This is a genomic window from uncultured Flavobacterium sp., from assembly GCF_963922255.1.
In the GTDB taxonomy this organism is placed as follows: domain Bacteria; phylum Bacteroidota; class Bacteroidia; order Flavobacteriales; family Flavobacteriaceae; genus Flavobacterium.
Window position 1 is genome coordinate 145,307 of record NZ_CAWUIC010000007.1, and the last position, 26,083, is coordinate 171,389.

General features: G+C 29.7%; 19 protein-coding genes. 10 read left to right on the plus strand and 9 right to left on the minus strand.

Going from position 1 to position 26,083, the window contains the following annotated elements; genetic code table 11:
• Position 1: 1 nt before the first annotated feature.
• Genes AABJ49_RS07675 through AABJ49_RS07685 form a run of 3 tightly spaced genes read right to left on the minus strand, consistent with a single transcriptional unit; the run spans position 2 to position 2,610 of the window.
• Entirely contained in the window at positions 2-1,576 is a 1,575-nt protein-coding gene (locus AABJ49_RS07675; RefSeq protein ID WP_338377610.1) for a S41 family peptidase, read from the minus strand.
• Positions 1,577-1,582: 6 nt separating this feature from the next.
• Positions 1,583-2,011: a dCMP deaminase family protein gene (locus AABJ49_RS07680; RefSeq protein ID WP_338377612.1), complete on the minus strand. Its 429-nt coding sequence runs from the start codon at positions 2,009-2,011 to the stop codon at positions 1,583-1,585.
• Between the two features lie 2 nt (positions 2,012-2,013).
• Positions 2,014-2,610 (minus strand): HupE/UreJ family protein, encoded by a 597-nt coding sequence (locus AABJ49_RS07685; protein WP_338377613.1) that lies wholly within the window; start codon positions 2,608-2,610, stop codon positions 2,014-2,016.
• Positions 2,611-2,739: 129 nt separating this feature from the next.
• Between AABJ49_RS07685 and AABJ49_RS07690 the strand changes: the two genes are divergently transcribed.
• Complete coding sequence (locus tag AABJ49_RS07690; protein ID WP_338377615.1) at positions 2,740-3,171, plus strand: TerB family tellurite resistance protein; 432 nt, start codon at positions 2,740-2,742, stop codon at positions 3,169-3,171.
• Positions 3,172-3,205: 34 nt separating this feature from the next.
• Here AABJ49_RS07690 and AABJ49_RS07695 read toward each other — a convergent pair whose 3' ends face one another.
• From AABJ49_RS07695 to fbp, 5 genes are all read right to left on the minus strand, one after another.
• On the minus strand, positions 3,206-4,726 hold the full coding sequence (locus AABJ49_RS07695; protein WP_338377617.1) for a response regulator: 1,521 nt from the start codon (positions 4,724-4,726) through the stop codon (positions 3,206-3,208).
• Positions 4,723-5,208, minus strand: coding sequence for a Rab family GTPase (locus tag AABJ49_RS07700; protein ID WP_338377619.1), 486 nt, complete (start codon positions 5,206-5,208; stop codon positions 4,723-4,725). Before AABJ49_RS07700 ends, AABJ49_RS07695 begins: the two co-directional genes overlap by 4 nt.
• Complete coding sequence (locus tag AABJ49_RS07705) at positions 5,201-6,013, minus strand: cell envelope biogenesis protein OmpA (protein WP_338377620.1); 813 nt, start codon at positions 6,011-6,013, stop codon at positions 5,201-5,203. The genes AABJ49_RS07700 and AABJ49_RS07705 overlap by 8 nt, the downstream gene beginning before the upstream one ends.
• Before the next feature lie 11 nt (positions 6,014-6,024).
• Positions 6,025-6,387 carry a fructose 1,6-bisphosphatase gene (locus AABJ49_RS07710; RefSeq protein WP_338377622.1) on the minus strand — a complete coding sequence of 121 codons (363 nt, stop codon included), beginning with the start codon at positions 6,385-6,387 and terminating at the stop codon, positions 6,025-6,027.
• 140 nt (positions 6,388-6,527) lie between these two features.
• On the minus strand, positions 6,528-7,532 hold the full coding sequence (fbp, locus tag AABJ49_RS07715; protein WP_338377624.1) for a class 1 fructose-bisphosphatase: 1,005 nt from the start codon (positions 7,530-7,532) through the stop codon (positions 6,528-6,530).
• A 114-nt stretch (positions 7,533-7,646) separates the two neighbouring features.
• Here fbp and AABJ49_RS07720 point away from each other — a divergent pair, with 114 nt between their 5' ends.
• The 5 genes from AABJ49_RS07720 (at position 7,647) to AABJ49_RS07740 (ending at position 20,033) form a co-directional block, all read left to right on the plus strand.
• Positions 7,647-8,123, plus strand: coding sequence for a GNAT family N-acetyltransferase (locus AABJ49_RS07720; RefSeq protein WP_338377626.1), 477 nt, complete (start codon positions 7,647-7,649; stop codon positions 8,121-8,123).
• A 27-nt stretch (positions 8,124-8,150) separates the two neighbouring features.
• A complete protein-coding gene (locus tag AABJ49_RS07725) occupies positions 8,151-9,404 on the plus strand; it encodes an aspartate kinase (protein ID WP_338377628.1) in 1,254 nt (417 codons plus the stop codon).
• Between the two features lie 152 nt (positions 9,405-9,556).
• Positions 9,557-12,958: a hypothetical protein gene (locus AABJ49_RS07730; protein WP_338377630.1), complete on the plus strand. Its 3,402-nt coding sequence runs from the start codon at positions 9,557-9,559 to the stop codon at positions 12,956-12,958.
• A gap of 95 nt (positions 12,959-13,053) precedes the next feature.
• Positions 13,054-16,500: a T9SS type B sorting domain-containing protein gene (locus AABJ49_RS07735; RefSeq protein WP_338377632.1), complete on the plus strand. Its 3,447-nt coding sequence runs from the start codon at positions 13,054-13,056 to the stop codon at positions 16,498-16,500.
• 77 nt (positions 16,501-16,577) lie between these two features.
• The gene (locus AABJ49_RS07740) at positions 16,578-20,033 is read left to right on the plus strand and encodes a T9SS type B sorting domain-containing protein (RefSeq protein WP_338377633.1); all 3,456 of its coding nucleotides are present in this window, start codon (positions 16,578-16,580) and stop codon (positions 20,031-20,033) included.
• A 51-nt stretch (positions 20,034-20,084) separates the two neighbouring features.
• Here AABJ49_RS07740 and AABJ49_RS07745 read toward each other — a convergent pair whose 3' ends face one another.
• A complete protein-coding gene (locus tag AABJ49_RS07745; protein WP_338377635.1) occupies positions 20,085-21,770 on the minus strand; it encodes a DUF6029 family protein in 1,686 nt (561 codons plus the stop codon).
• Between the two features lie 116 nt (positions 21,771-21,886).
• On the opposite strand from AABJ49_RS07745, the gene AABJ49_RS07750 reads away from it, so the two are divergent.
• The 4 genes from AABJ49_RS07750 (at position 21,887) to AABJ49_RS07765 (ending at position 25,993) form a co-directional block, all read left to right on the plus strand.
• Positions 21,887-23,563, plus strand: a complete 1,677-nt coding sequence (locus AABJ49_RS07750) for an Omp28-related outer membrane protein (protein ID WP_338377637.1) — start codon at positions 21,887-21,889, stop codon at positions 23,561-23,563.
• Positions 23,564-23,616: 53 nt separating this feature from the next.
• On the plus strand, positions 23,617-24,345 hold the full coding sequence (locus tag AABJ49_RS07755; protein WP_338377639.1) for a T9SS type A sorting domain-containing protein: 729 nt from the start codon (positions 23,617-23,619) through the stop codon (positions 24,343-24,345).
• Between the two features lie 27 nt (positions 24,346-24,372).
• Positions 24,373-25,428, plus strand: coding sequence for an Omp28-related outer membrane protein (locus AABJ49_RS07760; RefSeq protein WP_338377642.1), 1,056 nt, complete (start codon positions 24,373-24,375; stop codon positions 25,426-25,428).
• Positions 25,429-25,543: 115 nt separating this feature from the next.
• Entirely contained in the window at positions 25,544-25,993 is a 450-nt protein-coding gene (locus tag AABJ49_RS07765) for a 6-carboxytetrahydropterin synthase (RefSeq protein ID WP_338377644.1), read from the plus strand.
• Positions 25,994-26,083: the final 90 nt, after the last annotated feature.

Sequence of the window (26,083 nt, forward strand, 5' to 3'; positions counted from 1 at the left end):
ATTATTTTTTTTCCATCACTTTTTTAATCATTGCATCTTGTGAAAGAATAATTTGGTAATACGAATCTTCATCAAATAATTGACGGACAAATTCAGCATACAAATAGGTTTTTACTTTTTCTTTTTGAGTGGTAACTTTAATTAGATAACCGCTTTGAGACACATAATCTTTAAATAAATTTAGAAATTTATCTTTACCAACAATTTCTTTTTTTAGTTCTTCTTTTGTTAGTTTATTGAAAAAATTTCTGTCTTTATCCATTTGCTCAAACACAAAATAATCAACAACTCCAGATTTCATAATCATAAGTGTTGCTTCTTCACCGTGTTTGGCTTCATATGGTACAAATACATCTGGAGTAATTCCACCACCACCATAAACAATTCTTCCTTTTTTGGTTCTAAATTTTAAACTATCAGCCACTTTTATACTATCAGCTTCATAAAGTTCACCACTGATGAAACGTTTTTCAAATTCGTTAAAATAAGCATCAGCTTTATCTTCGTAAGGTTTTTGAATAGATCTCCCAGAAGGTGTATAATATCTTGCCACAGTTAATCGAATCATTGAACCATCACCAAGAGGCATTTCTCTTTGGACTAATCCTTTTCCAAACGAACGTCTTCCTACAATAGTTCCTCTATCATTATCTTGAATGGCACCAGCTAAAACTTCACTAGCAGAAGCACTATTTTCATTGATTAAAACAGTTAATTGCCCTGTTTCAAAATCTCCTTTTTTGGTAGCATACATTTTTTCTTCCGAACCTTTTTTATTGATGGTTTTTACGATTAATTCTTTGTCTTTTAAGAATTCATCAACCATTTCAGCAGCAATTTCTAAATAACCACCACCATTGTCACGTAAGTCAACTATCAACTCTTTTGCTCCAATATTTTTAAGTTTTACAATTGCTTTATGAAATTCATCTGAAGTAGTTTCTGCAAATCGATTTACTTTTATGTATCCTATTTTATCGTCAATTAATGTTGCTATGTCAACACTTTTAATTGGCACAACATCTCTTGTAATATTAACTTTGAATTTTTTATTGTTTGATTTTCTAAAAATAGTTAATTCAACTTCTGAGCCTTCTTCCCCTTTAAGTTTTGAAAATAAGATTTCGTTAGTTATTTTTTTTCCAAATAATTGGGATTTATCTGCGAATAAAATTCTATCTCCAGATTTAATTCCTGCTTTATCAGAAGGTCCGTTTTTAATAGGTTTTATAACAACGACAGTGTCTTTGTGCAAATAGAAATTAATTCCAATTCCCACAAAATCACCTTTCATACTTTGATTGACTTCTTCAACTTCGTTTTTAGCAATATAAACTGAATGTGGATCTAGTTTGTCGAGAATTCCGTTAACTGTTAAATCAACAATTGAATCTGTGTTAATATCGTCAACATATTCATTATCTATAAAATTGATGAGTTTGTTTAATTTTTCAGATTTTAGATTTCTAGTTAAAACTGCATCTGGAAGAAAGTTAGTAATAAAATTTCCCAACAATAAACCAATGGCTATTGATAAACAAATTATTACGGGAAGATATATTTTATTAACTTTCATTCTCTTTTATTGTGCTAAATCTTCAATTAAATCTATCTCAACACCAGCTTTTCGTAAAAAATCTAATCCTGAACAATCTTTATATTCTTGATGATAAACAACTCTTTTAATTCCGGATTGATGAATTAATTTACTACAATCTTTACATGGTGATAGAGTAATGTACAATGTTGCTCCTTCACAAGATTGCGTGGAACGAGCTACTTTTGAGATTGCATTAGCCTCTGCATGAAGCACATACCATTTTGTATTGTTATCTTCATCTTCGCAACAATTTTCAAATCCAGAAGGTGTTCCGTTATACCCATCAGAGATAATCATCTTATCTCTAACAATTATCGCACCAACTTTTTTTCTTTGGCAATAAGAAAGTTGTCCCCATTCTTTTGCTATTCTAAGATAAGCTTTATCGTACTTTGTTTTTTTTGCTGACATATTTATTTATTCCAAATTTCGCTTTCAATAATCATTGGCAAAACTACTCCAATTACAAAAGCTGACATAACTAAAGCCCAATCTTTTTTAGAAAGCCTAAAGAAAGTTTGAACTACATAAGCCAAGATTAAAACTACAAAAACGACTATTAATTGAGCGGCTTCAATTCCTAAAGCAAATTCTAATGACGGAATTAATTTATCGGATGCATTTCCTGGTAAGATAGATTTAAAATAATTTGAAAATCCCAATCCATGAATTACTCCAAAAAACAAAGTAGTTACTCCCATAAATGATAAGTTTCCATTTCCTTTTGCGTTCTTCCCTGCTGTTAATAGTGTGTAAAAAGCTGTTACAATTATAGTTATTGGAATTAGGAATTCAATTACATTTGGGTTTACATAGATAACACTATAAACCGATAAGATTAAGGACAAAGTATGTCCAATGGTAAAAAGTGAGACTAAAAGTAATACTCTTTTCCAATCTTTAAAGGTATAAGGAATCATTAATGCAATCAAAAATAATACATGATCGTAAGCATTAATATCTAGTACATGATTGATTCCTACTTTAAAATACAACCAGAATTCTGACATTAGTAAATTTGTTTAATTATATCAAAACTACGACATATTTTCAAATTTTCAGAAAGATTAAGAAAAGCTTATAAATAATTTTCTTTAAATTCTAAATAGAAGTATATTTGCACAATTAAAATTAACACTATGTCATTTTCAGATTTATTTGATAACGAATTTAAAAACAGAAATAAAGGTCACTTTTCAGCGATTGTAAGAGTAGCTTTGTCAGATGGTGATTTAACAGAAGAAGAAAAAGCTTTTTTAGACAAACTAGCAATTCGTTTAGAAATTTCTCCTTCAGAATATGAAGAAATTTTAGAGAGTCCATCAAAATACCCAATTAATCCACCACATTTACATGTTCAAAGATTAGAACGTTTATACGATTTATCTAGAATGGTTTATGCAGATCATGTTTTAGGACCAAAACAAAAAGCTATTTTAACTCGTTTTGCTTTAGCTTTAGGATTTACACCAAGTAACGTTTCTTATATTGTAGATAAAGCATTGTCTTTATTAGTCTTGAATGTTGATTTAGACACTTTTGTATATGAAATGCAACACATGAATAAATAAGATTCATCAAAAACATAAAAAAGGAGCAATTTAATTATTGCTCCTTTTTTATGTTTAATACATTGTAAATTGACGTAAAAAGTTCTTCTGAAACAAAAGGCTTTACAATATAATCGTCAACTTTAAGGGTTTTTGCAAGTTCCTTATCTTTCTTGATATCATATGCACTTAAAGCAATGATTTTTGACTTTTTCAAATTTTCATTAGAAGTAATATATTCTATTGCTTCAAAACCATTCATTTTTGGCATATGAAGATCCATGAAAATCAAATCGTAATCTTCTTTTTTGGCCATTTCTATAGCTTTTTCACCATTGTTAGCAATATCCATATAAAAACCACCGTGATTTACTAGTAGTTTCATTAATACTAATTGATTGATTTCATTGTCATCTACGATAAGAACGTTGAATTTATTTTTGATATCAATTTTGGTAAACTTTTTTATGGTCGTTTTCGATTTTTGAGATTCAATTTCGGTTTCAAAAGGTAATGTTATTTCAAAAAGTGAACCTTCATTTATTTTAGAATCAAAAGAAAATGTCCCTTTCATTAACTCAATTAACTTAATAACAATCGACAAACCTAAACCAGAACCTTCTATATTTTGATGGTGTAATTTTTTAAAACTTTCAAATTGCTCTTTGCTGGTTATATCAAATCCAATTCCGGTATCTTTTACACTAAATTTCAACCTCACATTTTTAGCTCTTCTGTAATCTAGATTGATTTCAAAAACAACTTTCCCTTTGTTAGTATATTTATATGCGTTATCTACAAGATTTGTGATAATTTGAATGACTCTATTGTAATCTCCGATTAATTTTACCGGAACTTTATTTGATTTAACAACCTGAAATTCAACATTTTTTAGAATAAATTTCTCTAGATATACACGTTCAATATTTTTTATTATTTCTTCTAAATCAAACGAATTATTTTCTATTTGAAATTCACCATATTCAATTTTAGATAAATCAAATATATCTCCCACTAATCTATTAATATGAATCATAGAAGAATTTATAGTGCTCAATAACTCTTTTTGATCATATGTTAGGTTTTCTTTTTTAAATAAATCGAGCAGACCAATTACACCTGCAATAGGTGTTTTTAAGTCATGACTAATAGAGGCTAAAAATTTATTTTTAAAGGATTTTTCTTCGTTAAGTTTTATGTTTTTTTCATTTTCATGAAAATTAGAAATAAACAATTCGTTTTTATCTTGCGTAACTTGTTGAATTTCTGTATAGTATTCTGATCTGTCAAAAATTAATAAAAAAGGATTTATTTCCTTGTTGCCAGAGTAAACGATAATGTCAACGATAAAAGTTGTTTTTTCTAGTTCAAATAAAATTATTTTAAATATTTCTTCTCTGTTCTTAACTTGAATAATTTCGTTAATAATTTCAAAAAAAGGATGTATATCATAAATGCTACTAGCATTTTTTGTAGGAAACAAAATATCATCAGAAAAAATTATTCTTCCTTGAAAGTCAAATTCAATTTTTTGAACTTTTATGTTTAAATAGTTGTCGATTGTTTTTTGAATCATCCGTTTGTTAAAAAGTTTAATCCTAATTGGTTAAAAATTGCTTCTACATTTTCACTCGTTTTAGCACTTGTAAAAAAATCTATTGGAAAATTAACTTCTTGCCTAAATGCTTTTTGATCTATTAAATCCACTTTATTGGCTATGGTTAATAATTGAGCTTTTGGATAGTTTGATTTCAAATAATCTACTTCTACATCAATATTATTATACGTTGTATTTCTTGTAGGATCAAATACATATATAAAACCAGATGTTCCAATAAGATGAGATTTTCGTACTTTCTCAACATCATCTTTTCCTTCCAAATCCCAAATTACAAAAGTAAGTTTGGTGTTGTTTACTTCTATTTCTTTTTTAAAAATATGTACACCTATGGTCACTTTATAATCTTCCGTAAAAATATTATTTACAAAACGTCTAATTAAAGATGTTTTACCTACACCAAAATGACCTACTAATACTATTTTTTTTGAATTAATCATTAAATAAAGATTCTATTAATTTATTTGTGGTTTTTGAATCTTCCACTAATTTTTCTTTTTTGTGTTTTGACGCAAAATCTAATATTTTATCTTCTAATTGCTCTTTGAAATCAGAGTTAAATGACCCCGAAATTACTGCTGCAACATAATAAGAAGCTAGATTTTGTATGTAAATATTATAAAATTCATATTGGATTAATTCCAAACTTTGTTCTTCTTTAGCAAATGCATCTTCAACAAAACTTTTAATTGCTGTTAACATTCCGGCAATCATATCCTTGTCTATATTGTCTTCTTCTTTAGACACATTTGCAATTAACAATCCTGAACCTTTTTCTATAATAAAAACTTGATCCACTTTTGGTTTCGCCATTTCAGAAAGAATAATTTTTTCTTCTGAAACACCTGTAAAAATAGATTTAAATTTTCGTTTCCATTTTTTAACCGAAAAGGTACTTTGAACTTGACTATTTATACTTTCCGACAAGTTTTTCATTTCTTGCTGAATGTATTTTTTAATCATTTTACCAATTATCGGAAACAATGCTTCTACAACTTGATCTTGAGAATCTCTAATTTGAACTTTTAAAGCTTCAGTAATTGTTGGGCCAAGTTTTGAAGGTATTTCATCGGCAAATGTGTCTAATTTTTTATCTACAATAGGATTCACTTTTTCAGAAAGAAGTGATTCTTCATTTAAAGTGGTTTCAACTGATTCTAATTTTTGTAAAATTTTAAGCGCAAATTCCCTATCCTCAGAAAGAAGAAGTTCTTTAAGTGCTACTAATTTTTCAGAATCATTCATTGCAGAAAGAATTAATCTTTCATTATTTTTTCACCCATAGAGACTAATAATGAACCTATTAGATTTCTATCTAATTTTTTATGATTTAAATCATCTGTTTTTTCGTTCAATTTGTCTTCTACTTCTGTAATTCTGATGTTTAAATCTGTAGATAAATTGTCAATAGCTGTTGCTAATTCCTTATGGGTGTCTTCAATTAGCGCTTCAATTTCCTCTTTTCTTTTCTCAATATGATTTTTTATCGAATCAAACTCAGCGTCAATTTGCTGAATATTTTCACCAAAAATCAGATTTTTGATTGCTTCTAATCGTTGAGCAGATTCATTAGTGTTTACAGAATTTGCTTCAACTTCTTTGTTTTGATTTTTAGACATTTACTATACGATTTCGTTTGTTTCGGATTTGCAAATGTAAAAAAAAATTAACATATTAAATATCTTTGACTTAAAATGGTTGTAACATATCATATTTAAGATGTTAAATATTGTATTTAATTGTTATTTGGAGATAAAATTTAAGAATTTTTCATAAACTCCTCTGCTTTTTCAACCATGTTATAACTACCGCAGAAAAAAGGTACTCTTTGATGCAATTCTGTAGGTTGAATTTTCATGATTCTTTGATAACCATCAGAGGCTTTTCCACCAGCTTGTTCAGCTAAAAACGCCATTGGATTACATTCGTAAAGCAATCTCAACTTACCGTTTGGAGCTTTTGAACTTGTTGGATAAATGTAAATTCCTCCTTTAATCATATTTCTGTGAAAGTCAGAAACTAAGCTTCCTATATATCTAGATGTATAAGGTCTATCGCCTTCTTCGGCTTGACAATATTTTAAGTAATCCTTTACACCTTGAGGAAAATGAATGTAATTTCCTTCGTTTATTGAATAAATATTTCCATCCTTTGAAAATTGCATGTTGGGATGTGATAAATAAAAAGTCCCAATTGCAGGATTTAGAGTGAACCCGTTAACTCCATGACCAGTTGTATAGACCAACATAGTTGATGTTCCATAAATCACATAACCTGCTGCTACTTGGTTAATTCCAGGCTGCAAAAAATCTTCAGACTTTACTGGAGTTCCAATAGGTGTTACTCTTCTGAATACTGAAAAAATCGTTCCTACAGAAACATTAACATCAATATTAGATGAGCCATCCAAAGGATCCATCAAAACCACATATTTGTTGTTGTGCGAATTATCACTTCCTGCTACTGTAATAAAATCATCGTTTTCTTCTGAAGCAATTCCACATACAATTTCTCTATTGATCAACGTTTGAATGAAAGTATCATTAGCAAAAACATCCAATTTTTGTTGGTCTTCGCCTTGAATATTTTGTTCGCCAGCAGCACCAACAATATCCACTAAGCCGGCTTTATTCACTTTATAATTTACAACTTTAGCTGCTAAACGAATAGAATTTATTATTCTAGACAATTCACCAGTTGAATATTGAAAAGCGTTTTGATTTTCAATAATATATTCCCCTAAAGTTTTGTTTCTTTCTTCCATTTTGAAATTGATGTAGTTATGTATAGGCACAAATATCGGTTTTTTTGTGAAAAGAAATAGGTTTTTTAGGTAGATGTTTTTCTTAATCTTATTTTTGCTTAAATTTCCAAAATTATGAACGTAAGAAAAGGAACAAAAGAAGACATGCAAGCTGTACTCGATTTAATCATTGAGTTAGCTGTTTTTGAAAAAGAACCTGATGCTGTTGTGGTTACAAAAGAAGATTTAATAAGAGATGGATTTTCACCGAACCCATTATTTCATACATTTGTAGCTGAAAATAATGGTGAAATCATTGGAATGGCTTTATATTATTACAGATATTCTACTTGGAAAGGAAAAACAATACATTTAGAAGATTTAGTTGTTAAAGAAAGTCAACGTGGAACTGGTGCTGGAATTGCCTTATACAGTGAAATCATAAAACAAGGTAAAAAAGACAATGTCAGAAGAATTGAGTGGAATGTTTTAGATTGGAACGAAAATGCTATAAAATTCTACGAAAAATCTGGTGCAAATATTCTAAAAGATTGGTACGTTGTTCAAATGGATGAAATTGGAATCAATTACTTTTTAAATCTTAATACTTAATACTCTTATCTTAATACTTATATAAGAATGAATATATTTAAATTTGGTGGTGCATCAGTTAAAGATGCTGATGGCGTAAAAAATGTTTTAAACGTACTTAAAACTGTTGGTTATGATGATACGTTAATAGTGATCTCGGCTATGGGAAAAATGACCAATGCATTAGAAGATGTAATTAAACATTATTTCGAAAAATCGAGTGAATTTAATGCTTCTCTACAAGAAGTAAAGAAATATCACAATCAAATTTTAATGGATTTGTTTGAAGATGAAGATAGTGATGTTTTTTTTGCTGTGAACAGTCATTTAGCTGATTTAGAATATTTTTTAAGAAGTAACAAATCTCCAAATTATAGTTTCGTTTATGATCAAGTCATCAGTTATGGAGAAATTATTTCAACTACAATTGTAAGTCATTATTTTAACGAACAAGGTCTAACAAACAACTGGATTGATGTTCGAAATTTCATCAAAACAGACAATAATTACCGTGATGGAAATGTAGATTGGGAACAAACCCAAAAACTAATTTCAAAAGGTGTTAAAAAGAAAAACTTAAACATCACACAAGGATTTTTAGGTTCTGACGAAAATAATTTCACTACAACTTTAGGAAGAGAAGGTTCTGATTACACAGCAGCTATTTTTGCTTATTGCTTAGGTGCAGAAAGTGTTACGATTTGGAAAGATGTTCCTGGTGTTATGAATGCCGATCCAAGATATTTTGAAAACGCAATTCTACTAAACCAAATTTCATATCGTGAAGCAATTGAGTTAGCGTTTTATGGAGCAAGTGTAATTCATCCAAAAACTTTACAACCGCTTCAAAGAAAAGAAATTCCTTTGTTTGTAAAGTCATTTATAAATCCACTTTTACCAGGAACTTCAGTTTCAAAAGGAGCAGATTTAGACCCACTTATTCCTTGTTTTATAATTAAGAAAAGTCAAATGTTACTTTCATTATCATCCTTAGATTTTTCATTTATGATGGAAGATCACATGAGTGAAATTTTTGCTCTTTTTTCTGAATATAAAATAAAAGTGAACTTAATTCAGAATTCAGCCATAAGTTTTTCAGTTTGTATTGAAGATAAATATGGAAATTTTGAGCCTTTGAAAAAGAGCTTAGCTAAGAAATTCAAAATTTCGTTTAATGAAAATGTTTCGCTTTACACCGTAAGACATTTTGATGAAGAAGCTAAAAACATAGTAGAAAATAACAAAAAGATTTTATTGACGCAAATCTCTAGAGGAACTTTGCAGGTTGTGACTAAGGAATAGATTTACTAGCCACAGATTCACAGATTTAATATCTAGTTAAAAGAAAAAAATCAGTGAATTAGTGGCAGAAAATCAAACTTTTTCTCTTTAAATCTTATTGGTAAAAAACCCTAAATTTATACTACTTTTGAAAATTGTGAGTTATAGTATTTATGGGTAAGAAGTGGTTTTTATGGATTAGTTTGTTTTTTGTTTCGGGCATTTTGGCTCAAGAAACACAAACTCCATATAAATCAAAAAAAATTGTTGCTACAAAAGATACTATTTCTTTAGAAAAAGTGAGTATTAATAAAGCTTTCTTTAAAGTTGTAGATAAAAATGGAATCGAAATTGATTCATCAAATTATAAAGTCGATTTCAAATCTGGAAAAATAATTTTTAAAGAAAATTTCACTTCAAAAGACACTTTAGAAGTCAAATACTTAACTTTTCCTGATTTTTTGACCAAAACCTATTCCATTTATGATGAAAATAAAGTAGTTTCTAATAAAGCTGGCCAACTTTTTACCATAAAAAACCCAAATAAAAGTACTTTCCGACCTTTTGATGGATTAAATACAAACGGAAGTATTACAAGAGGAGTTACCATTGGAAATAATCAAAACACAGTTGTAAATTCAAATTTAGACCTTCAAATTACAGGAAAATTATCGGACAAAGTCAGTTTACGCGCTTCTATTCAAGACAGTAATATTCCTTTGCAAGATGGTGGTTATTCGCAAAAACTTGATGAATTTGACCAAATTTTTATTGAGTTATTTTCAGACAAATGGAATATCAGAGCTGGAGATTTATTTTTAGAAAACCGAAAAGCTTCATTCTTAAATTTTAATAAAAAAGTACAAGGAATTTCATCACACTTTTCATTTGGTTCGGACGAAAACAAAACCGATATTTTTGCTTCTGCTGCTTTAGTTCGTGGACAATATGCTCGAAGTCAATTTACAGGTCAAGAAGGAAATCAAGGGCCTTATAAATTGCGTGGAAATAATGGTGAATTATATGTTTTAGTAATTTCAGGTTCTGAACGAGTTTTTGTGAACGGAATTTTACTAACTCGTGGAGAAAACAATGATTACATCATAGATTACAATGCTGGTGAAGTGATTTTTACGTCTTTGTTTCCGATAACTTCCGAAATGCGAATCAATGTCGAATATCAATATACAGATAGAAATTACACTCGTTTTGTAACATATGCTGGTGCAACTCATGAAACCGAAAAATGGAATATAGGTGGTTTTTTATATTCTGAAAATGATGTAAAAAACCAACCTTTGCAACAAAATTTATCAGAAGATCAGATTGCCGTTTTACAAAACGCTGGTGATGATTTATCCTTGATGAATGCCCCTTCTGCTTATTTAGATAGTTATTCAGAAAATAAAGTTTTGTATAAAAAAGTCATTATTTCAGGTGTTGAAGTTTTTGAATATTCCAACAATCCTGATGATGAATTATATAATGTTCGTTTTAGTTTGGTTGGAACAAATCTAGGAAATTACATTTTAGCCAACAATCAAGCCATTGGAAAAATTTATGAATACATTGAACCTATAGCAGGAATTCCTCAAGGAAATTATGAACCTATTGTTCGATTAATTGCCCCTACAAAAATTCAAATTGCAACAATTTTAGGTGGTTATTATCCTTCTGAAAAAACAAAAGTTGATTTTGAAATTGGTGTAAGTAATAATGATTTGAACTTGTATTCGAATTTAGATGATAAAAACAACAACGGAATTGCTGGAAAAATAAATGCTAAACAACGTTTATTTACTCAAAAAACTACCATTGATGCATTTGCAGATTTTCAATTTATTCAACAAGATTTTAAAACCATTGAACGTTTATTTACCATAGAGTTTAATCGTGATTGGAACTTAACTACCCCTTTAGGTAATCAAAGTTTATTGATTTCAGGGTTAGATTTTAATTTCAATAAAAAAGGATTTGCCAAATATCAATTGGAGAAATTAGATTTCTCTGAAAATTTTTCTGGAACAAGACATAGTTTTTTCGGAAATTATAGACATAAAAACATCTCTATTTTCAATCAAAGTAGTGCTATGAAAAGTGATGGTAGTTATTCTGATACCAAGTTCATTCGAAATCAAACCAAGGCAAAATACAATTTCAAGAAAAATTGGGTTGGAGGAAGTTTCAATTTTGAGGATAATTCGGAAAAATTAGTTGAAACCAATGAATTCTCAGCATTAAGTCAAAAATTTGCAGAATATGGAGGATTTGTTGGTCGTGGTGATTCAACTAAAGTTTTTGTAGAATTAGGTTATTTACAACGAAAAAATGACAGTTTACAAAACGGAATTATTCAACGTGTCAATCATTCCAATTCGTATTATTTGAATTCACAATTGATAAAAACGGAAAAAAGTAATTTGAGTGTTTTTATAAAATATCGAACGTTGAAATATGAAGACATTACTAAGAAAGATGAGCCATCATTGAATTCTAGAATAATTTATAACGATAGATTTTTTGACCAATTGATGCAAGTATCTACAACTTATGAAAACTCATCTGGAACAATTGCCCAACAAGAGTTTACGTATTTAGAAGTCGAACCAGGTCAAGGAGTTTATACTTGGAATGATTATAATAATAACGGAATTCAGGAATTGCAAGAGTTTGAAATTGCTCCTTTTCCGGATTTAGCAAAATATGTTCGAGTGTTTTTACCCAATCAAGTTTTCTTAAGAACACACCAAAATAAATTTTCACAATCATTGACTTTTAATTTTAATCAATGGCAAAATAAAACTGGCTTTTTGAAATTTATGTCGAAATTTTATAACCAAACCTCTTTTTTAATTGACCGAAAAATTTCGAGAGATGGCAATAATTTTGACTTGAATCCTTTTTCAAATTCCGATGAAAATCTAATTGGATTAAATAACAGTTTCAGAAATAGTTTGTTTTTCAATAGAGGAAAACAGCGAAATTCTATCACTTATAATTTTTTGACGAATGATTCTAAAAACTTATTATCAGTTGGTTCTGTTGAAAACAAAGCCAAATCACATCAGTTACAATATCAACATTTGGTTCAAAAAATTTGGCTGTTTACATTATCAGGAAAAACCATTTTTAGTGAAGCTTTTTCAGAAAATTATCCTAGTCGAAATTTCCAAATTGAAGGTTATCAAGCTTTCCCAAAAGTTTCTTATTTATTTTCAAAAAATGCTAGTTGGGATATTTTTTATGAATTTCAGAACAAAGAAAACCAAATTGGAAATGGTGAAAGTTTACAACAAAACCGTTTTGGAACTTCATTTACTTTTAACAGTGAAAAAGGATTTAGTGTAAATGGAGAATTCTCGCATTACAACAATTCGTTTGAAGGAAATTCATTATCCGCTGTTGGCTTTCAATTGCTTGAAGGATTGCAAGTTGGAAAAAATCAAACATGGAGATTATTATTGCAAAAAAACCTAACGAGTTATTTGGATATAAACTTAAATTATCAAGGTCGAAAAAGTGAAACTTCAAAAACAATTCACACTGGAAATGTACAATTAAGAGCTTTTTTCTAATTACTTAAACTAATGTTAAATTCCCTAAAACAAAGGACTTAATAAGGTTTATTGTATTTTTTTATTTACATTTACCTCCCTTTAAAAAAATCACGATGCGTTTAAGTTTAATAATTACTCTATTATTTACCTCTTTTGTTTTTGGTCAACTTAGTAATAAACATTGGCTTCCTCCTTTGCACGCAAGAGATGCCTCTGTTGTTAACACACATTATTTATACTTATCTACACCAAATCCAACACCATTTACTGTTTCTGTTAAGAGTGGAAACGGTACACCAATACCAGGATCACCATTTACAATTTCTCAAGGTAATCCGCAAACTATTACTATTGGAAACGGGCAACCTTCCTTAATGTTTTTAAACCAAAGTGATGTTAATGTTGTAAATAGTGATAAAGGTTTAATTTTAGAAGCAACAAAAGATTTTTATGCTACCTTTAAAGTAAGGTCTCAAAATCATGCAGAAGTTTTAGTAGCGAAAGGTATTCCTGGAATTGGTACTCAATTTAGAGTTGGAAGTGTACCTCAAGGAGGTTCAGGAGCTGCAAGAAATTTTGTAGCAAGTTTTATAGCTACTCAAGATAATACAACTGTTGAAGTTTCTGACTACAATACTAATGTAGTTTTTACTTCAGGATCGGGTGACATTACGTTAAATACTCAAAATTTTACTCTTAATAAAGGGGAATCTGTTGTCTTATCTGGTTATAGTGACGCTGTTTATCCGGATAATTATAATGGCTTTATTGGAGCTTTAATTACTTCAGACAAACCTATTGCTGTTAGCACAGGAAATGCCTTAGGTGGAACATTAACTGCTAATGACGGACAAGATTTTAATTTAGATCAAATCGTATCTTATGATCAAGTAGGTTCTGAATATATAGTTGTTAGAGGAAATGGAGGTGATGATTCTGAATTCCCTATAGTAATTGCTACTCAAGATAATACTGAAATTTTTGTAAATGGAGGTGCTTTACCGTTTGCTACTATCAATACTGGTGGTTACTTAACGATTCCTCCTACATTTTATCAAGGAACAAATCACAAAAACATGTACATTACCAGTAGTAAACCAATTTATTTATATCAAGTTTTAGCTGGAGCAAACTATTCTGCTACCACGGGAATGAACTTTATACCACCTTTGAGTTGTTTTTTTCAAAAGAGTGTAGATTTAATTCCAAGTATAAATTCTATTGGAAATAATCAATACACTAGTGATATTATAGCCCTTACCTATGCTAATGCTACAATTACAGTAAATGGTAATCCTACAACAACAACTCCAGAAGCTGTTTTAGGAACAACTGATTGGGTTACTTATAGAATTCCTGGTTATACTGGAAATGTAGTGGTTGAATCAACAGGTCCTTTAGCAGTTGGTGTTTTTGGAGCCAGTGGAGCTGCTGGATATGGTGGTTATTACTCAGGTTTTGGAAGTGAGCCAAAAGATACAAATGTTACAATCTGTTCTGTGGGAACAATAGATTTATTAGAAGCAATTGATGGAAATCCAGAAACTGGTGGTGTTTGGACACCAGCTTTAGCTAGTGGAACTGATATTTTTGACCCTAATGTTGACTTACCTGGTACATACAATTATTCATATACGGCAACATGTGCAAATATTAGTGTAGATATAACTGTAGCAATTCAACAAGCTCCAAGTGCAGGAACAGATAATACTCTTGAGGTTTGTACAACTGATCCTCAAATGGACTTATTTACTTTATTAGGAAATAATGTAACAACTGGTGGTGTTTGGTCTCCTGCGATGACAAGTGGAACTGGATATTATGACCCAAGTGTTGATCCAGGTGGAGTCTATACTTATACCATTGAAAGTGACGGAATTTGTGATGATATTTCATCAACTGTAACTATAACAAGAAAAGCTTCTCCAATGATAGTTCCTATTTCAGATTATGAAATTTGTGATGATGCACAAGATGGAGATGACAGCAATGGTTTTGCTACTTTTAATTTACCGACCAAAAATGCTGAAGTTTTAAATGGTCAAACTGGAATAACTGTTACTTATCATATCAATCAAAATGAAGCAGAAAATAATGTCAATCCACAAAATAATTATTATTCTAATTCACAATTAGTCTTTGTAAGATTAACAGATAATACAACAAATTGTTTTTCAATAACTTCTTTTAATTTAGTAGTTAACCCATTACCTGCTGTAGCAAACAATGTAGATTTAAAACAATGTGATACTGATACTGATGCTATTACAGATTTTAATTTAACTTTTTCAAATGTATTAATCTCAAATGATACTACATTAAATTTTAGTTATTTTACAACTCCATTAGATGCACAAAATAACACATCACCAATAACAAATATTACAAATTACACTTCTCCAAATAATGGTGTAATTTGGACAAGAGTTGAAAATGACAATAACTGTTTTAGGGTTGTAAAAGTAAACTTAATCGTTTCAACAACAACTCCTGTTACAAACATAGATTTGAACCAATGTGATGATTATATAGATCTTAACGACCCTTCAAATGATGGATTTGACTATTTTAATTTAAATGAAGCTACAACAGATATTTTAAATCAATTTCCTCCAAATCAAAATTTACAGGTTTCTTATTACGAAAATGAAAATGATGCAACTGCTGGATTAAATCCAATTGACACTTCTGTTGATTATAGAAATACAATTGCGAATAATCAATTTATATGGGTTAGAATAGATAGCGCAATCAATAATGAGTGTTTTGGTTTAGGTCAATATGTTCAATTAATTGTCAATCCTATTCCTAATTTTGATTTAGGAAATGATTTTACTGTTTGTATAAACCCAATCACTGGTTCAGGTTCACAAACAATTAACGCAACACCTGTTACTGCTGGAAATTATAGTTATAATTGGACACCAACAAATCCAACAACGAACTCCTCTGGAAATCAATCAGCAATATATACAGTTACTCAATCAGGAACTTATAGTGTTGAAGTGACAAATATTGATACTACGTGTAAATTCGCAGACAGTGTTGAAGTTACCTTTTCTTCTGAGCCAGAAAGTGTTAGTGCTGTATTAATTACACCGCTATTTTCACCTGGTACAGCAACTATTGAAGCACTTCCCGTTGGTGGATTTGGTATGTATGAATATAGTATAGATAATGGAATTAATTGGCAGTCAAGTCCAGTTTTCGGAGGTTTAACAAATGGAAATTATACCGTTTTAGTAAGAGACATTGAACAATGTGGATTAATATCTTCTCAATCCATACAAACTGTTACCTATCCACCTTATTTTACTCCAAATGGTGATGGTTTTAATGAATATTGGAACATCAATGGGTTATTACAATCATATCAAGGTAAAATATTTATTTTTGATCGCTATGGAAAGTTTTTAAAAGAAATTAAACCAAATGGTAATGGATGGGACGGAACATTTAACGGTCAGCCGTTACCTTCTAATGACTATTGGTTTAAAATTGAATATATTGAAAATGGCAATGTAAAAGAATTTAAATCGCATTTTGCTTTAAAGAGATAAAAAACATCCTTCAATAGTTAACTAATTATTAAAAAGACAATTATTAAAATCATTATCTTTATTTTTATAAAAAAAGAATGCGTATTAAACTGATAATCATCCTATTGTTTTCAAACTTAGTTCATAGTCAACTAAGCAATAAGCATTGGATTCCACCTCTTTATACTACCTATTCAAATTCTATTGAACAATATTTATATTTATCTACACCCGAACAAACACCATTTACTATTAAAATCACTAATGGCCAAGGTGTCGAAATTTCAGGTTCTCCGTTTACGATTTCAAATGGAAACCCAAGAACAATAATTATTGGAAATCAAAATCCATCGCTTCTTTTTGAAGACAATGCAAATGCTTTTGCAAATGATAAAGGATTAATTTTAGAAGCAAAAAAAGATTTTTATGTTTCAGTTCGACTTGTTTTAAACGATAACTCTGAAGTAATTGTTTCTAAAGGTCGAGATGCTCTAGGAACTCATTTTAAACTAGGAAGTCTTCCGCAGTCAAGGGTTTCTAATGATGGAAATTTTGTAGTAGGTGTAATGGCTAAAGAGAATGGTACTATAGTTACAATTTCTAATTATAATACAGACGTAATATTTCATACAATCGTTGGTCCAATTAGTCCAAATTCTCAAACAATACTTCTTAATGAAGGTTACTCTGTTACTTTTACGGGATATTCCAGCCAGTTGCCTAATCTCGACGGATTTGTTGGTGCTACTCTAACTTCGAATAAACCTGTTGCTGTAATAACTGGAAACATTTTAGGAAATATGAGTACTGCAAATACAGGTCATGACATTAACTTAGACCAAATAGTTCCGGTGGAGCAAGTAGGAACTGAATACGTATTAATAAAGGGAAATGGTAGTGATAATTCTGAAAGACCTTTAGCTATTGCGACACAAGACAATACAAACATCTTTATAAATGGCAATACGATTCCTTCATTTACAATCAATGAAGGTGAGTATGCTTTAATTCCTTCGTCAAATTATCAAGGAACAGAAAATCAAAACATGTATATATCAAGTGACAAACCCGTGTATATGTATCAAATAACTGCTGGCTCAAGTAGTGATGGTTCAACTGGTTTTAGCTTTATTCCTCCTCTGAGTTGTTTTTTTAAGAAAAAGATTGATTTAGTTCCAAATATTGGAAAAATAGGAAATTATCAATTCAACACAGATATTTTAGCTGTTACTTCAACAAATTCAGTTGTAAAAATTAATGGAATAACCACTTCTTTTTTACCTGAACCTGTTTTAGGAAATCCAGATTGGGTTACTTACAGAATTCCAGGTTATTTTAACAATGTTGTTATTGAATCTACTGGTCCAATTGCTGCAGGTGTTATTGGTAGTGATAATGCAAATTCTGGGTTTTCAAGTTATTATTCTGGGTTTGGTGATAAACCAAAAAATTCAAGTGTAATTGTGTGCTCAGAAGGATTAACAAATTTATTGGAAGAAGTTGATGGTAATCCAGAAACTGGAGGTGTTTGGACTCCTGCTCTAGCAAGTGGAACAGATATTTTTAATCCTGATGTAGATTTAGCTACGGTATATAATTATTATCAAATTAGCAATTGTGACATCGTAGATGTAAATGTAAGTGTAACTATTCAACAAGCTCCATTTGCTGGAAATGACACTTCAATAGTCTTATGTGATAAAGATAATATTACTGACTTAAGAGAATTATTAGGTGACAATATTGAGCCTAACGGATATTGGCTACCTGAATTGGCTAGTGGAACAAATTATTATTCTGCTCAAAATGATGGATCTGGACAATTTACTTATTTTATTGATGATAATTATATCTGTGAAAGTTCTGCCTCAGTTACTGTTACCGTAAACCCTTCTCCAGTTTTTAATGGCAATCCTATAACAGATTTTGTTATTTGCGACACAAATGAAGATGGTGATGACGCAAATGGATTTGCGACATTTAATCTATCAATTAAAACCACAGAAATTTTAACAGGACAACCAAATACTGTACAAGCATATTATTATGAGACTAAGCAAAATGCAGATACTGACACCAATCCTTTAACTAACTACTATTCTAATTCTAAAGATATATTTGTCAAATTAGTAGACACCAACACTAATTGTTTTAGTCTTGCAAAACTTTCTCTAATTGTAAGACCATTACCATTAATTGTAAATACAATAGAACTTAATCAATGTGATGTTGATTCTGATGGGATAACTGATTTTAACCTAACTCAAGCTAATGATTTAATTACTTCTGAAAGTAATGTTAGTTTCGCTTATTTTACTTCCTTAAACAATGCTCAAAACAATATCTTACCTATAACTAACTTTGATAATTTTTCTTCATCTAGTAATACAGAAATTTGGGCTAAAATCACTAATGAATTTGGTTGTTCTAAAATTTCAAAAATAACTCTTCTTGTTTCATCAACACAGATTCCAGCAAATTACAACTTTCAAATAATAGAATGTGATACATTTATAGATAGTAATGACCCTGCAACAGATGGAATTACCTATTTTAATTTTTCAAATGCAACTGTTGCTATTTTAGGGCAATTACCTTCTAGTCAAAACTTGAATATTTATTATTATCAAAATCAACAAGACGCAATATTAGAGCAAAATCAAATCAGTAATCTTACAAACTATAGGAATACTAATTCTCCTTTTAGTCAAAATATTTGGGTAAGAATAGAAAGTACTGTAAATAATGAATGTGTTGGATTAGGTCCTTATCTAACTCTTACTGTTAATCCATCTCCATATTTTGATTTAGGTGATGATATAATAGTTTGTGTAGATCCAGTTACAGGTCAAAATAATTCACAAATCACACTAAATGCGACACCTTCAATTCAAGGAAATTATAATTTTCAATGGTCACCAACAAATCCAAATATAGATTCTAACGGTAACCAATCACCAATATTTAATAATGCTGTCGAAGGAATTTATTCAGTTATAGTAACAGATAATTCAACAAATTGTACATCGTCTGATAGTGTTCAAGTTATATATTCCTCAGCACCACAAAATGTTGTAGTCAATTTAACTACTCCTCTTTTTTCTGCTGGAACAAGCTCAATACTTGTGACTGTTGAAAATGGTTATGGAAATTATGAATTTAGTATTGATAATGGTGAAAATTGGCAAGTTAGTCCAGTTTTCATTGGCTTACCCAACGGAATTTATACTATTCATGTAAGAGATGTTGCTCAGTGTGGTTTAGTAGTTTCTGAATCCATCAGAACAATAACTTATCCTTCTTATTTTACTCCAAATGGTGATGGTTTTAATGAATATTGGAACATTAATAACTTACCTCAAAATTATAATGCGATTATTACGATTTATGATAGATACGGAAAATTGTTAAAACAAATTAAGCCTAATCAAGCTAGTTGGGACGGAAGTTTTAATGGTTATCTTCTTCCTTCAACAGATTATTGGTTTAAAATAGAATATACAGAAAATGGGAGTCGAAAAGAATTTAAATCACATTTTGCTTTAAAGAGATAAAAAAAGGGATGGTTTAAAACCATCCCTTTTTTTATCTCTTTAATTTTAATATTAGAATGTTGTGCTTAAAGCTAAAGAAATACCTTTGCTCTCTGGAACAAATCTACAAACTCCACCTACACAAACCAATCCTCCTCTTTGTCTACCGTAATTTATAGCAATTCTAGAAGAACCTTTTCTATAACTACTTCCAATATTGTAATAATGAATTCTTCTTTCCTCATGATTGTTTCCATAATTATACAAATCATAAATGTAAAAAGATAATTTTGAATTGTAGTTAAATTCTGCTGTTGCTCCCGCCCAATTTTTCATATCAGCATCTGCCCATAAATGTTCAGCTTGGATACGAATAGACTTTGATTTATTTAACTTTACTGTCAAATCTGCTCCTATAATATCTGTTTTTACTAAATCTCCTCCGACAGTTAGTTTTTGATTCATATATTGATTAACATACATTAAGTTACCATGAACGTTTTTGTTTATTTTCTTAGTAATTTCAACATTGAAATCTGAAAAGTATTTTTGACTTACTCCAAAAAACTTAGTACTATAATCTTCTGGGTTATATTTATATTCTCCTGGAAGGTTATACCAACTAGAATAGTTTACGGCAATTTTAGTTCCATATTTTCCACCTATTTTTGTTCCCTTAGCAAAATTATAAAAAACATCCACTTGACCACCAGTTTCTCCTGACTTCATAATGGTAGGACTTATATAGTCAATTCTTGATTGTGCTTGATGAACATAAATGTTGGCAAGGTTATAATGATGCTGTTTTGTTAATGCAGGAACAAAATTCATTATTTTGTCATTATAATTTATGTTAGTTGAACCTCCATTTTCAGGGTAGATATCTGTTTCTCTCTGAGAGAAAAAACTCATGTTTTCGATTCTTCTCAAAGATAAATCGACTCCTAAACCTTTTTTAGAATACCCTGTATTAAACAAAAATGAACTCCCTGCTTTTATAAAGTCATTATCTAACTCATTAAAAATAATTGTAGGCTCTTCACTTTTATAAGAATGTTCAAAAGAAGCATAAAAAGAATTATGAATAAAATCTACTCTAGAAGAAAAAGCATTTGTTAGTTCGTCAAAATTCGGATCTACAATAGATGTCTCTTCTTGTCTTCCTACATAACTAAATCCAATTGATAAATCTGAATTTGAAAAATTTAACGAAGATGATAAGTTTATATCAGCATTAAAACCAAAAATTTTACCTTGCGAAACATCAAAACCACTTCTTTGTTGACCATACAAACCTGTTAATCTAATATCATGAATAGGTGTATAAATAACTCTGGCTCCTCTTATTGAATTATTGATCCCTAAGGCTCTATCTTCCCAAGTTCTTAGGATCATTCCACTCCCAAATTGTTCATAAATATGACCAGCTGTTATATCTACTTTTTGCGTTTTATAATTTAAATAAAATGTTCCAACATTAGTCCCTTTTAGTTTAGGATTATAATTCAACAACGCATTTTTTTCATAACCTTCAAGTAGGATTCCACCAGTCCATTTGTCGTAATTATAATTTAAATTTAAATAGTTGTTAGACCTAAATCTATCTTCATATTCAAAATCTCCAAATTCATTATCATCTAAGTAGTATTGTGAGTTTGATTCAAATCCACCAAAGAATCTTCCCTTCTTATTTTCTTGTGAATAAACATTAAAAAAACTTCCAAGTAAAACAATTCCTAATATAAACTTATAATTCATTTATAGTTCTTTTAACTCATTATATAATTCTTCAACAGACCCTTCAGAATAACCGTTATGTATTTTAACAATTTCTCTGTTTTTCACAACAATCAACCAAACCAAATGTTACCATTATGAAAAAAACTTTACTCTTATCTTGCTTATTATTTGGAGCTGTTTCTTTTGCGCAAACTATTGTAAGCACTACTCCTGAAAACAAAAAAGTTATTCTTGAAGAATATACTGGAATATATTGTGTGTACTGTCCTCAGGGTCATACTATTGCTCAAAATATGAAGAATGCAGACCCAAATAATGTTTTTTTAATTAATATTCATGTTGGTGGATATGCTGCACCTGCTGCTGGATCTGGTGATCCTGATTTTAGAACACCATTTGGAACTGCAATTGCAGCTCAATCTGGTTTAACTGGGTATCCTGCAGGAACTGTTAATAGAAATTTGTTCTTTGGTCTTTCTCAAGGAAGCGGAACTGCAATGAGCAGAGGTAATTGGTCAAATGCTGGTAGTCAAATTAAACTTCAAAGCTCATATGTAAATGTTGCGGTAGAATCATCAATTGATATTCAAACTAATGTTTTAACTGTTCATGTTGAAGGATATTATACTGGATCAAGTCCGGAAGCAACAAATAAATTAAATGTTGCATTGTTGCAAAACAATACAAAGGGACCGCAAACTGGTGGAAATGCAGGAAATGAATACAATCACCAACACAGATTAGTACATATGGTTACTGGTCAATGGGGTGAAGATATTACAACTACAACAATGGGGACTTTTGTTAACAGAACATATACTTATACTATTCCATCAAATTACAATGGTATTCCTGTTGATATTGCTCAATTAGAGCTTGTTGCTTTTGTTTCAGAAACACAACAAAAAATCATTTCTGGAAATGGTTCAACTCCAACTTTTACAGGTATAGTAGGTAGCGACATTAACTTAAAATCTATAACTCCAATAAGTAGTCAATGCTTAAACAGTGTTAGCCCTAAAATTCAAATTCAAAATATTAGTCCAAATACTTTAACTTCGCTAAGCATAACTTATGATGTTAACTCTGGAACTCCTCAAGTATATAATTGGTCTGGAAATCTTGGTGTTATGCAATCTCAAGAAATTCAATTACCTGCAATTAATTATGGTATATTAGCTACAAATAATGTAAATGTATACCTACCTAGTGATTCAAATATTGCTAACAATACAATTAGTACAAGTTTTAACAAATCTGCAGAAACAACTAATTCATTGACTCTTTCTATTCAAACTGATACTTATGGAAGTGAATGTACTTGGAATATAAGAAATTCTTCTGGAGCTATCGTTCAAAGTGGAGGTCCATATGCTAATAGTTCTTCTTATAACATTCCTGTATCTTTATCAACAAGTGATTGCTACACTTTTAATTTATTAGACTCATATGGTGATGGTGGTGGACCAGTTACCTTAACTGATTCTAATGGTACAGTTGTTTACAGCACAAATGGGGTATATGGCTCTGGTGCATCAAGAAATTTTGCTATTCAAGGTTTCCTTGACGTAAAAACTAACGAGCTTTCAGGTCTAGCAATTTATCCAAACCCTACAAATGGTATTTTAAATATATATTCACCAACAGTTGTTGATATTAGTATTTCTGATGTAACTGGTAAAGTTGTTTACAATCAAAAAAGCCTTAGTAACGATAATACTTTAGATTTAAGTCACTTAAACAGCGGTGTTTATTTTGCAAAAATAAAATCAGAATCTGCTGAAAAAAATGAAAAAATAATAATTAAATAAAACAATAAATAGCCTATTTTAATTAAGTTTGAAATAGGCTTAAAAGAAACATTATGAAAAATTTACTTGTAACCCTATCTTTATTAATTTTTAGTTCAACTTTTGCTCAATTTTCTGTAACCAAAACTGATGGTACCCCAATATTAAACGGAGATATGATCACATATACTGTAGCTACAGACCCTCAATCTAGCCTAGGTTTTCATGTAATCAATAATACATCTTCACCTCTTTTGACTAAAATTCTATTTGTAAGTGCTACAAATTATAATGGAACTAATTTTCAATTGTGTTACGGAACTGAATGCATTGATAACATCGTAGTTGGTCAATCTTACCCTAATCCTGCATTTGAAATTCCTGCAAATGGGCAAAATGGAAATTATGACCACTTTTTAAACACAAATACTGGAGACGGTGTAAATTATCCAATGGATTTTTTGTTTAAATTTTATGCTGTGGATGCTACAGGTGCTGAAATTGGTACTCCAATCTTTTTTACATATAGATATAATCCATCATTAGCTACTACTAACTTTACTAATTTAAGTGAAATGGGTGTAGAATTAAACAATACTGTTGTAGAAAATAATTTAGAATTGACAACTGTTAAAAACATTACTATTGACTTATTTGATTTAAATGGTAAAAAAGTTTATTCTCAACTTGTAAATTCTGGAAATCAAAATATAGATTTAAGTTCACTTGCGTCTAATATTTATTTTCTAAATATCACTAATGAAGAGAATCAAAAAGAAAGTATAAAAATTATTAAGAAATAAAATCTTAATTTAAAATTATTAATTTAAATGAAATTTTTCAAAATATCAATATCGTTATTTATTTTGTTCTTGATGAACTCATGTTCTGAAGACTATAAAATATTAAAATCTGTAAACTCAATAGTTGTTACAGCGGACAATTCATTTACATTAATTAATTATGAAGTAACCTTTTCTGCATATACTTCTGACGGTGAAGAAATAACTGGAGAAGCTGAATTCTATGTAAATGGTGAATTGATTGATGACAATACTTTTATTTCTAGTACAATTGGTGAATTTACAGTTACATCCGAATATCTTGGGGTTTTTTCTAGTCCGATAGTTATTACTTTCCATGACGGTACTCAAGTAAATTTTAAAAAACGCGTTTTAATTGAAGACTATACTGGAACTTGGTGCGGATATTGTACAAGGGTAGCTTATGCAATTGATCAAGTAAAAGTCATTACTGATGACGTAGTAACTGTTGCAATACATAGATCAAGTTCTGTTCCTTCTAATTCAAATTATGATCCATACAACTTTGACTCAAGTCAGTTAGAGTTGCTTTTTACAAGTTTATCTGGATATCCTAAGGCGTTGTTAAATAGAATGACTCCTTGGACTTCACCACAAGACACAAATATCGATCAAGCTACTACATTAACTCAAGGAACGAATCCTAAACTTGGTCTTTCTATGAATAGTACTGTAAGCGGCAATACTGTTAATTTAGATGTGAATGTAAAGTTTAGTAAAGATTTTTCTAATTTAAAACTTGTAGTTTATGTTTTAGAAAATGGATTAGTTTATTCTCAAAAAAATTATACTCCTTATTATGGTGGAATTAATCCAATACCAAATTATGTACATAATCATACTCTAAGAAGTTGTATTACAAATTTATTTGGTGATGCAATAAGTAGTGCTGAAACAAACAGTGGAAATATTTACACTAGAAATCTTTCATTTCCAATTCCTTCTAATGTTTCAAACCCTGATAATATTGAGTTTGTTGCTTTTGTAGTGGATGAAAATGGAAATGCTATAAATGCAAGGAAAGTTTCTAAAAACGAAAGTCAATCTTTTGAAGAATTGTAATTCAATAATTTTATTAAATTATTAAAAGCTATCATTAATTTGATGGCTTTTTTTATAAATATATGAATTGAAATAAAATGAGTTATTTTAGTACATTTGCATAAATGTATATACAATGAGTAATATTAGAATCACAAAACAATTTAGCTTTGAAACAGGCCATGCTTTATATGGTTATGATGGTAAATGCAAAAATGTTCATGGACATAGTTATAAGCTTTCTGTAACAGTAATTGGGAAACCTATAACGGATTATAATAATGTAAAATACGGTATGGTTATAGATTTCACTGATCTAAAAAAAATTGTTAGAGAAGAAATAGTTGATGTATTTGATCATGCTACTGTTTTTAATAAAAACACTCCTCATGTTGAATTAGCAAAAGTACTGAAAGAAAGAGATCATCATGTGATTTTAGTGAATTATCAACCTACCAGTGAAAATATGGTTATTGATTTTGCATCTAAAATTCAAAACAGATTGCCTGAAAACATTCAATTACATTCTCTTAGATTACAAGAAACCGAATCTTCTTTTGCAGAATGGTTTGCTTCTGATAATTAAAAGAGATTACCCTATAAAAAAATCCCTATTTCATTTGAAATAGGGATTTTTTAGTTTTGGTTGGGTTGGTTAATTTTTGTTTTATGTTTT

Excerpts from the sequence above, each read along its gene's own strand:
- AABJ49_RS07755 (WP_338377639.1), top strand. The coding sequence starts at position 23,617 with ATGAAAAATTTACTTGTAACCCTATCTTTATTAATTTTTAGTTCAACT.
- AABJ49_RS07675 (WP_338377610.1), bottom strand. The coding sequence starts at position 1,576 with ATGAAAGTTAATAAAATATATCTTCCCGTAATAATTTGTTTATCAATA.
- AABJ49_RS07720 (WP_338377626.1), top strand. The coding sequence starts at position 7,647 with ATGAACGTAAGAAAAGGAACAAAAGAAGACATGCAAGCTGTACTCGAT.
- AABJ49_RS07680 (WP_338377612.1), bottom strand. The coding sequence starts at position 2,011 with ATGTCAGCAAAAAAAACAAAGTACGATAAAGCTTATCTTAGAATAGCA.
- AABJ49_RS07685 (WP_338377613.1), bottom strand. The coding sequence starts at position 2,610 with ATGTCAGAATTCTGGTTGTATTTTAAAGTAGGAATCAATCATGTACTA.
- AABJ49_RS07735 (WP_338377632.1), top strand. The coding sequence starts at position 13,054 with ATGCGTTTAAGTTTAATAATTACTCTATTATTTACCTCTTTTGTTTTT.
- AABJ49_RS07710 (WP_338377622.1), bottom strand. The coding sequence starts at position 6,387 with ATGTCTAAAAATCAAAACAAAGAAGTTGAAGCAAATTCTGTAAACACT.
- AABJ49_RS07765 (WP_338377644.1), top strand. The coding sequence starts at position 25,544 with ATGAGTAATATTAGAATCACAAAACAATTTAGCTTTGAAACAGGCCAT.
- AABJ49_RS07700 (WP_338377619.1), bottom strand. The coding sequence starts at position 5,208 with ATGATTAATTCAAAAAAAATAGTATTAGTAGGTCATTTTGGTGTAGGT.
- AABJ49_RS07725 (WP_338377628.1), top strand. The coding sequence starts at position 8,151 with ATGAATATATTTAAATTTGGTGGTGCATCAGTTAAAGATGCTGATGGC.
- AABJ49_RS07750 (WP_338377637.1), top strand. The coding sequence starts at position 21,887 with ATGAAAAAAACTTTACTCTTATCTTGCTTATTATTTGGAGCTGTTTCT.
- AABJ49_RS07695 (WP_338377617.1), bottom strand. The coding sequence starts at position 4,726 with ATGATTCAAAAAACAATCGACAACTATTTAAACATAAAAGTTCAAAAA.
- fbp (WP_338377624.1), bottom strand. The coding sequence starts at position 7,532 with ATGGAAGAAAGAAACAAAACTTTAGGGGAATATATTATTGAAAATCAA.
- AABJ49_RS07740 (WP_338377633.1), top strand. The coding sequence starts at position 16,578 with ATGCGTATTAAACTGATAATCATCCTATTGTTTTCAAACTTAGTTCAT.
- AABJ49_RS07730 (WP_338377630.1), top strand. The coding sequence starts at position 9,557 with ATGGGTAAGAAGTGGTTTTTATGGATTAGTTTGTTTTTTGTTTCGGGC.
- AABJ49_RS07690 (WP_338377615.1), top strand. The coding sequence starts at position 2,740 with ATGTCATTTTCAGATTTATTTGATAACGAATTTAAAAACAGAAATAAA.
- AABJ49_RS07760 (WP_338377642.1), top strand. The coding sequence starts at position 24,373 with ATGAAATTTTTCAAAATATCAATATCGTTATTTATTTTGTTCTTGATG.
- AABJ49_RS07705 (WP_338377620.1), bottom strand. The coding sequence starts at position 6,013 with ATGAATGATTCTGAAAAATTAGTAGCACTTAAAGAACTTCTTCTTTCT.
- AABJ49_RS07745 (WP_338377635.1), bottom strand. The coding sequence starts at position 21,770 with ATGAATTATAAGTTTATATTAGGAATTGTTTTACTTGGAAGTTTTTTT.